The organism is Paracoccus sp. (in: a-proteobacteria) (assembly GCF_030536915.1).
Classification (GTDB): domain Bacteria; phylum Pseudomonadota; class Alphaproteobacteria; order Rhodobacterales; family Rhodobacteraceae; genus Paracoccus.
The window spans coordinates 1-8,079 of record NZ_JAUNPC010000006.1 but is presented as its reverse complement, the minus strand read 5'-3'; the positions used below and the strand labels follow the sequence as shown (position 1 = coordinate 8,079).

The following is an 8,079-nucleotide window of genomic DNA, read 5'->3' as shown; positions in this document are numbered from 1 at the left end:
CCCGGCTTCCTCGATGGGCGTCTGGTCCGGCTATCGGGGGCGTCATTCAGGCCCGTCAGCGCCCCTCTTTCAGCGTGCCCTCGCCCGCAATGCCGTGATACGCGCCTGCGCCGAGGCGCGTGACGCAGCCGCTCGATCGGGAAGCGGTATCGCCCCGGTGTTGCGGGAAAGCATCGGTGAGGCTCTGCCACTGCTCCCCGCGCCATCTTGGGCAGTGCCTTGAGGATCAGTCTTCGAGAGCGTCGAAGGAAGGTCATCCGCTGTCTTTGGCGCCATGTTCATCCTGCGGCTCGGACGAGGCCGCTTGTCCGCGGGACAATGCAAGGCTGCCGGGGACCGGCAGCGGCATGGCTCAGCTTCGGGGCCTCAGGTTCTCGGGATCGTAAAGCGCGGCCTGTCCCACGGCGGCGACCTCGACCGGCAGGATTTCCCCCATGTAGTCGACGTTCAGCCTGCGGCCCTGCTGGCAATATGACCAGGGCAGCCAAGCCAGCGCGATGTTGCGTCCCACGCTCGGGCCATAGGCGACCGAGCTTGCCCAGGATCGCCGTCCGAGTTCATCGACCAGCGTCTCGCCGGTGCCCGGGTCCAGAACCGGCAGGATGCCGACCGGGTAGCGGGCGATGCCGTGCCGGTCGATGTTGTCCGTGATCACCAGCGTGCAGAGCATCGCCGGCTGGTGGTCCCGTGCAGCATATTCGAGATGCCTGGCCTTGCCGCGGAAATCGGCCTCCTTGACCCTGGGCCGCGCAAGGCCCGCCTCGAACAGGTTGTATTCCGTCCGCAGGTCGGCGTTCTGCAGGCGCAGGCTTTTTTCCATCCGGCGCGAGTTCGCGTAGGTCTCGATCCCCACGGCGATGGCGCCGGTCGAGCACAGCGCGTCCCAGACGGCAAGACCGTCCTCATAGGCCATGTGCAGTTCCCACCCCTGTTCCCCGACATAGGAGATGCGGAAGGCCGTGACCTCGCAGCCCGCGATGCGGACCCTGCGGAGGGCGGCAAAGGGGAAGGCCTCGGGTTCCAGCGCGGCCGGGTCCTCGACCACCTGCTGCAGCTTCGCGCGGGCCTCGGGGCCCCAGAAGCCGATGGTGATGCGCTCCTCGGTCGCGTCGGTCAGGGTGACGTCCAGCCCCCGGTCCTGCGCCACGCGGCGCATGTAGGTCAGGTCGCGCGGGCCCGCATCGGCGCCGTTGACCAGCAGGCAGCGGTCTGGGAAGCGCAGGACCGTAAGATCGGCACGCACATTCCCCTGATCGTCGAGGAAGTGAGTATAGATGCCCTTGCCGACATTCGCGTCCCCGCCGATCCGCGCCGCGCAGAGCCATTCCAGCAGCGCGACATGATCCGGCCCCGAGATGTCCGTGATGTGGAAATGCGACAGGTTGATGATGCCGCAGCTTTCGCTCATCTCAAGCTGCTCGGCGTTCGAGACGCGCCAGAAATGGCGGTTGTCCCATTCATGCGCGCGGACGGGCACGCGGTCGCCGTATTTCTCCAGCAGATGCTCGTTCGCGGCATAGCCATGCGCGCGTTCCCAGCCGCCGAGTTCCATGAAGTAGCCGCCGAGTTCGACCTCGCGTTCGTGGAAGGGCGAGCGGCGGATATTGCGGCCGCCCTCGAAGGGCTCGCGCGGGTGGACGGGCGGGGTGTAGATCGCCGATGCCGTCTGGGTGCAGCGGGCGGTGATGTAGTCCGCCTCAAGCTGGTGGGGGCTGAAGCGGGCATAGTCGATGCTTGCGTGGTCGACATGGGTGCGGCCGTCGGTGATCCAGTCGGCCAGCAGCTTGCCGATAGCGGGGGCGTCCTTGACCCAGACGGCGACCGAATACCACAGGCCCCGGACCTTCTGGCTTTCACCCACCGAGGGCATCGCGTCGGTGGTCGCCTGCAGCAGCCCGTTGAAGGAATGGCCCTCGTTATAGCCCAACTCGCCCAGAACGGGCGTCAGTTCGATGGCGCGCTCCAAAGGCTCCATCAGATCCTCGATGTCGAGGTCACGCTGCGAGGGCGAGAGCCGCGTGAACTCCTTTTCCAGGATGTCGCGCGGGTGGCATAGTCGGGGCGCGGCGTCGTAGTAGTAGCCCCATTCGATCTGCCCGCCCTCGGCGGTCGTGGGGTCGCCCGTGTCGCGCATGTAGGCCGAGTTGCCCTGGTCGCGCAGCAAGGGATAGCCGATGTCCTTGCCGGTGCCCTCGAACTGCTTGAACGGGCCGAAGAAGGTTAGCGGGTGGTCCACCGGGAAGACCGGCAGGTCCTCGCCCGCCATCTCGGCGATGAGCCGCCCCCAGAGTCCGGCGCAGACGATCACCAGGTCGGCGCGGATGGTGCCGCGCGGGGTGACGACGCCTCTGATGCGGCCGTCCTCGATCTCCAGCGCGGTCGCGGGGGTGTTGGCAAAGGCCCGCAGCCTGCCCGAGGCCACGCCCTGATCGCCCAGCTTGCCCGCCACGGTCTGGGATCGCGGGATGACCAGTCCCGCATCGGGGTCCCACATGGCCCCTTGGATCACGTCCTCCTCGATCAGCGGGAAGCGTTCCTTGACCTCGGCGGGTGAGATCATCCGGGCGCGGGTGCCGAAGGCCTTGCCCGAGGCAACCTTGCGTTTCAGTTCATTCATGCGGGCGTCGTCGCCCTTCCGCGCGACCTCGATCCCGCCGACCTTGGCGTAATGGCCGAGCCTTTCGTAGAAATCGGCGGAATAGAGCGACGTCCAGGTGCTCAGGAAATCATGGCTGGTGGTGAAGCAGAAATCCGAGGCGTGGGCGGTCGAGCCGATATCGGTCGGGATGCCCGACTTGTCGATGCCGACGATGTCGTCCCAGCCGCGCGCGATCAGGTGATGGGCGACGGATGCGCCGACGATGCCGCCAAGCCCGATGATGACGACCTTGGCCTGTCCGGGAAATGCCATCCTCAGAGATCCTTCACCAGCCGCAGCGCGTCATAGATGGCGGCATGCGTGTTGCGGGCGGACACGGCGTCGCCGATGCGGTAAAGCTGGAAGCCGCCAGAAGGATTGCGGGCGACCTGCTGCGGCCCCCCCGCGATCAGGGCGTCGTAATCGACCTCTCCCAGATTCGAGGACTGCGGCTTGAGGTCGAAATACAACTCGTCCAGCGGCCGGGTGCCGTGGTTGACGACGACCTGATCCACGATCCGCTCGCGCCGGAAGTCGCCGTAGTCGCTGCCCAGCGTGGCGCGCAGCATGTTGCCGTCGCGGCTCACCTCCTGCAGCCGCCAGGTGACGGTGAAGGTCGTGTTCCCCTTCTGCAAGGCGCGCATGTAGGGCACGAGGTTCATCGCCATGATCTCGGGCGAGAAGGTCCGGTCGGGGGTCACGACCTCGACCTCGGCGCCCGTCTCGGCGATGGCCTGCGCGGCCTGCAGGGCGGCATGGTCGCCCGCGTCGTCGAAGACCAGCACATTCGCGCCGGGCTTCACGTCGCCCGACAGGATGTCCCAGGCAGAGACGACAAGCTCGTTGCCCTGCGCCAGCACCTCGGTATGCGGCAGCCCGCCCGTGGCGACGATCACGACATCCGGCGCGCTGTCCAGCACGTCGCCCGCATCCGCAAAGCTGTTGAAGCGGAAGGTGACGCCCAGGCGTTCGCATTCCGCCATGCGCCACGAGACGATCTGCTCCATCTCGCGCCGGCGCGGCTGCAGCGCGGCCAGCCGAACCTGCCCGCCGGGGCGGTCTGCGGCCTCGAAGACGGTGACGGCATGGCCGCGCTCGGCCGCGACCCGCGCCGCCTCAAGCCCGGCGGGACCGGCGCCCACGACCGTCACCCGGCGCGGTTGCGGGCTGGGCGGGATCGTGTGAGGCATCGTTTCCTCGCGCCCCGAGGCAGGGTTGTGGATGCAGAGCGCGATACCGCCCTGGTAGATGCGGTCGAGGCAGTAGTTCGCGCCGACGCAGGGGCGGATGCGGTCCTCCTGTCCCGCCGTCAGCTTCCTGACGATATGCGGGTCGGCGATATGGGCGCGGGTCATGCCGACCATGTCCAGAAGGCCGCCCGCGACCGCATGGCGGGCGGTGGCCACGTCCTGGATGCGGGCGGCGTGGAAGGTCGGCATCTGCGCCGAGGCCCGCATCTCCCCGGCGAATTCAAGATGCGGGGCGGACGGCATCCCCTGGATCGGGATCATGTCGGTCAGTGCCGCGTCGGTGTCGATATGGCCGCGGATGATGTTCAGGAAATCGACCTGCCCGCTGTCGCGCAAGCGCCGGGCGATATCGATCCCCTCGTCCTTGGTCACGCCATCCTGCATCTGCTCATCGGTGACGACCCGCATTCCGACGATGAAATCGGGACCGACGCGCTTTCGCACCGCGTCCAGCACCTCGAAGGTGAAGCGCAGCCGGTTGTCGAGGCTGCCGCCATAGGGCGGGTCGAGGTCGTTGATGCCCGGCGACCAGAACTGCTGCAGAAGCTGGCCATAGGCCTGCAACTCGATCCCGTCCACGCCCGCTTCCTTCATCCGCTCGGCGGCATCGGCGAACTGGGCAGTGATGCGGGCGATGTCCCAGTCCTCGATCCGCTTGGGGAAGGCGCGATGCGCGGCCTCGCGTTCGTGCGACGGCCCCACGACCGGCAGCCAGTCGCCCCGGTCCCAGCGGGTGCGGCGGCCCATGTGCGTGACCTGGATCATCACCGCGGCGCCGTGATCGTGGCATTCGTCCACCAGCCGCCGCATCCACGGCACGACCTCGTCCTTGTAAAGCAGCAGGTTGCCGAAGGCGGGCGGGCTGTCCGGCCCGACCACGGCCGAGCCCGCCGTCATGGTCAGCGCCACCCCGCCCTTCGCGCGTTCCACGTGATAGGCACGGTAGCGGTCCTTGGGCAGCCCGTCCTCGCCATAGGCCGGCTCATGCGAGGTCAGCAGCAGGCGATTCCTCAGCGTCAGGTGCCTGAGGGTGAAGGGCTGAAGCAGCGGATCGTTCGACATGGCGCGCTCTTGCGAAGGGGTGTCGACGGCAGAGTGGAACCACTGTTCACACCTGTCAAGAAAATCGATCACCCCGAACATTCGATGTTCTAGCCTGAACAATTTTCGTTGTCAGATGGGCATCCGACGCTATCATCCGATTCATGGATGTGACCTCGCCCCCCGCCAGGCGCCTGAAGGAACGCGGCTCACGCGAGTTGTGGCTTGAGTCGGCGTATCAGGCGCTGATCGAGGGTGGCGTGGACAGCGTCCGCATCCAGGTGCTGTCCGACCGGCTGAACCTGTCGCGCACCAGCTTCTACTGGTTCTTCCAAAGCCGCGAGGAACTGCTGGAAGCACTGCTGGACCGGTGGGAGCAGACCAACACCCGCGGCTTCGTCGCCGCCGCCGAGGCCTATGCCGAAACCCCGGCCGAGGCGGCACTGAACCTGCTGGCCTGCTTCATCGTGGGTGAACAGTTTGATGCGGGCTTCGAGTTCGCCGTCCGCAGCTGGGCCTTGCAGTCCGACGGCACCATGGACCGCGTCAGGCGCGCCGACGAGGCGCGGATGCAGGCGCTGCGCGTCATGCTGCGCGGCTTCGGCTATGAGGAGATCGACGCCGATGTGCGGGCGCGCACGATCTATCTGGTCCAGATCGGCTATATCTCGATGCAGACGCGCGAAACGGTCGCCACCCGGCTGACCCGCATCGCATCCTATGTCCGCATCTACACCGGCACCGAGGCCACCCCCAGCGAGATGGCCCGCTTCCTTGCGCCCTTCGGCTATCGGCCCGACGGGGAGGGGCAGCCGGTTCCTGTGAAACGCGGCGCCGGCTGAGGCCGCCCCCGCGCAGGCTGCCGGCGCCCCAGAGCCGCCGGCCAGCCGCCACCAACGCTCTGGACGGGAGGAGAGAATGCGGAAGATCCTGACCTTGACGGCGCTTGGCGCTGCGTTGGCCGCAGCCCCTGCGCTGGCGCAAGAGGAATGCGGCGACCTGTCGCTGTCGAACATGAACTGGCAGAGCGCCGAGGTGCTTGCCGCCCTCGACCAGTTCATCCTGAACAACGGCTACGGCTGCAACGCCGAGATCGTGGCCGGCGACACCGTGCCCTCGATCACCTCGCTGATCGAGCGCGGCCGCCCCGAGGTCGTGCCCGAGGCCTGGATCAACCTTCTGCCCGACCTGACCGAGCAGGCGCGCGCCGACGGCAAGATCGTCTATGGCGCCAACGCGCTGAGCGATGGCGGCCAGCAGGGCTGGTTCATCCCGAAATACATCGCCGACGCCCACCCGGAAATCCTGACGATCCCGGAGCTGCTGAAGCATCCCGACCTGTTCCCGGACCCCGAGAACCCCGACAAGGGAGCGATCTACAACGGCCAGGAGGGCTGGGGCGGCACCATCGTCACCACCCAGATGTTCAAGGCCTACGGCGCCGCGGACATGGGCTGGAACCTGCTGGACACCGGCTCGGCCGCGGGCCTCGACGGTGCGATCGCGCGGGCCTACGAGAACCAGCAACCCATCGTCGCCTTCTACTGGGAACCGACCGCGCTGCTGGGCAAGTATGAGATGGTCCGCCTGCAGCATGGCGTGCCGCTGGATGACGCGGAATGGGAACGCTGCAGTTCGAAGGCGGACTGCCCGGACCCCAAGCCCAACGACTGGAAGTCGGACGTGGTCTACACCCTGATCGCCTCGGACTTCGCGGAACGCGCGCCGCAGGGGGTGATGGACTATCTCAACACCCGGTCCTGGTCGAACGACACGGTCAACAAGCTGATCGCCTGGATGACCGACAACCAGGCCACCGGCGAGGATGGCGCGCGCGAGTTCCTGCGCACCCAGCCCGAGCTGTGGGAAAAATGGGTGACGCCAGAGGCCGCCGAGAAGATCAAGGCGGCGCTCTGATCCATTGAGCCGGTGCCGCGGGCCACTTTGCCCGCGGCCCATCTGATCCCATCCGCAAGCACCAAGCAGGAACGCCATGCCGGACTGGATGAACCGGTTTCCCCAGATGAACGAGGAAACCCTTCGCAACCTCAAGCGCGTCATCGACGACGCCTTCCGCGAGTTCACGCGCAGCTACGGCTCGGCGATCGAGGGCTTCTTCGATCCCCTGCGGCAGATGCTGATCTTTTCCGAACGCCTGATGCTGGGGATGCCCTGGCCGCTGGTGCTGCTGATCGTGGGCGGGCTGGCCTGGGCAGGCAGCCGCAGCGTCCGGCTGACGGCGGCCAGCGTCCTGACCCTGGCCGCCATCGGCTATTTCGGGATGTGGGAAGACACGATGCGGACGATTGCCATGATCCTTGTCTGCACACTGATCGCCATCGCGGTCGGCATCCCGCTGGGCATCCTGATGGCGCGGTCGGGCCGGGCGCAGGCGTCGATGAACCCGCTGCTGGACGTGATGCAGACCATGCCCAGCTTCGTCTACCTGATCCCGGTCGTGATGCTTCTTGGCATCGGCCGCGTGGCCGGGATGATCGCCGTCGTCGTCTATGCCCTGCCGCCCGTCGTGCGGCTGACGAACCTGGGCGTGCGCGAGGTGGACCGCGAGGTGATCGAGGCCGCCGACGCCTTCGGCTCGTCCGCCTGGCAGAAGCTGTGGAACGTCCAATTGCCGCTGGCGCTGCCGACGATCATGGCGGGCGTCAACCAGACCATCATGATGGCGCTGGCGATGGTCGTGATCGCATCCATGATCGGGGTGCAGGGCTTGGGCCAGCCGGTGCTGCGGGCGATTTCCAACCAGTATTTCACGCTGGGCGTCTTCAACGGCTTCGCCATCGTCGGCATCGCCTTCATCTTCGACCGCATCAGCCAGGCCTTTGGCCGCCGCCTGCAGAAACACCGTGAGGGCGCGAATGCCTGAACCCATCGGGATCGAGATCCGCAACCTTTACAAGATTTTCGGCGCCAGGCCGCTGGATCATGTCGATGCGGTGCGCCGCGGCATGACCAAGGCCGAACTGAACGCGAAGCACCGCCATGTGCTGGGGCTGCGCGACATCAACATCTCGGTCCAGCCCGGCACGATCCAGGTCGTCATGGGCCTGTCGGGGTCGGGCAAGTCCACCCTGATCCGCCACATCAACCGGCTGATCGAGCCCACGGCGGGCGAGATCGTGATCGACGGGC

The 8,079-nt window shown here is 66.9% G+C and carries 6 protein-coding genes; 4 read left to right on the top strand and 2 right to left on the bottom strand.

Annotated features, from left to right (window positions below):
* Positions 1–352: 352 nt before the first annotated feature.
* Positions 353–2,911, bottom strand: coding sequence for an FAD-dependent oxidoreductase (locus Q4F04_RS02165; RefSeq protein ID WP_303368197.1), 2,559 nt, complete (start codon positions 2,909–2,911; stop codon positions 353–355).
* Positions 2,912–2,913: 2 nt separating this feature from the next.
* On the bottom strand, positions 2,914–4,950 hold the full coding sequence (locus Q4F04_RS02160) for an NADH:flavin oxidoreductase (RefSeq protein ID WP_303368196.1): 2,037 nt from the start codon (positions 4,948–4,950) through the stop codon (positions 2,914–2,916).
* A gap of 143 nt (positions 4,951–5,093) precedes the next feature.
* On the opposite strand from Q4F04_RS02160, the gene Q4F04_RS02155 reads away from it, so the two are divergent.
* From Q4F04_RS02155 to Q4F04_RS02140, 4 genes are all read left to right on the top strand, one after another.
* Complete coding sequence (locus Q4F04_RS02155) at positions 5,094–5,771, top strand: TetR/AcrR family transcriptional regulator (protein ID WP_303368195.1); 678 nt, start codon at positions 5,094–5,096, stop codon at positions 5,769–5,771.
* Positions 5,772–5,847: 76 nt separating this feature from the next.
* Complete coding sequence (locus Q4F04_RS02150) at positions 5,848–6,846, top strand: glycine betaine ABC transporter substrate-binding protein (RefSeq protein WP_303368194.1); 999 nt, start codon at positions 5,848–5,850, stop codon at positions 6,844–6,846.
* A gap of 76 nt (positions 6,847–6,922) precedes the next feature.
* The gene (locus Q4F04_RS02145) at positions 6,923–7,813 is read left to right on the top strand and encodes a proline/glycine betaine ABC transporter permease (protein ID WP_303368193.1); all 891 of its coding nucleotides are present in this window, start codon (positions 6,923–6,925) and stop codon (positions 7,811–7,813) included.
* Positions 7,806–8,079, top strand: a 274-nt coding sequence (locus Q4F04_RS02140; RefSeq protein ID WP_303368192.1) for an ATP-binding cassette domain-containing protein, incomplete at its 3' end; no start/stop codon positions are given. The genes Q4F04_RS02145 and Q4F04_RS02140, both read left to right, overlap by 8 nt.

Excerpts from the sequence above, each read along its gene's own strand:
- Q4F04_RS02165 (WP_303368197.1), bottom strand. The coding sequence starts at position 2,911 with ATGGCATTTCCCGGACAGGCCAAGGTCGTCATCATCGGGCTTGGCGGC.
- Q4F04_RS02160 (WP_303368196.1), bottom strand. The coding sequence starts at position 4,950 with ATGTCGAACGATCCGCTGCTTCAGCCCTTCACCCTCAGGCACCTGACG.
- Q4F04_RS02155 (WP_303368195.1), top strand. The coding sequence starts at position 5,094 with ATGGATGTGACCTCGCCCCCCGCCAGGCGCCTGAAGGAACGCGGCTCA.
- Q4F04_RS02150 (WP_303368194.1), top strand. The coding sequence starts at position 5,848 with ATGCGGAAGATCCTGACCTTGACGGCGCTTGGCGCTGCGTTGGCCGCA.
- Q4F04_RS02145 (WP_303368193.1), top strand. The coding sequence starts at position 6,923 with ATGCCGGACTGGATGAACCGGTTTCCCCAGATGAACGAGGAAACCCTT.